At 68.3% G+C, this 252-nt stretch carries 1 protein-coding gene; it reads left to right on the top strand.

From position 1 onward, the window contains the following. The coding region (locus SB751_RS33360) for a 2Fe-2S iron-sulfur cluster-binding protein (protein ID WP_410749414.1) at window positions 1-252 on the top strand (252 nt) is incomplete at both ends.

Here is a 252-nt window from a genome sequence, read left to right as displayed (position 1 = left end):
CTACAGCTGCCGCAACGGCGCCTGCTCCACCTGCAAGGGCAAAGTGGTGTCCGGGGAGTTCGACGCCGGCCAGTACCCCGCGCAGATCCTCTCGCCCGAGGAGCTGGCCGACGGTTACACCCTGTTCTGTCAGGCCCGGCCCGCCTCCGACATGGTGGTCGAGTCCACCGAAGTGCGCCTGGCCAGCGACATCCAGATCCGCAAGCTGCCCTCGCGCGTGCAGACGATGGAAAAGGCGGCGCCGGACGTGAC

This window comes from Cupriavidus sp. SIMBA_020 (assembly GCF_046535395.1).
In the GTDB taxonomy this organism is placed as follows: domain Bacteria; phylum Pseudomonadota; class Gammaproteobacteria; order Burkholderiales; family Burkholderiaceae; genus Cupriavidus; species Cupriavidus campinensis.
The sequence above is the reverse complement of the archived record's forward strand: the minus strand, read 5'-3'. Positions and strand labels throughout refer to the sequence as shown.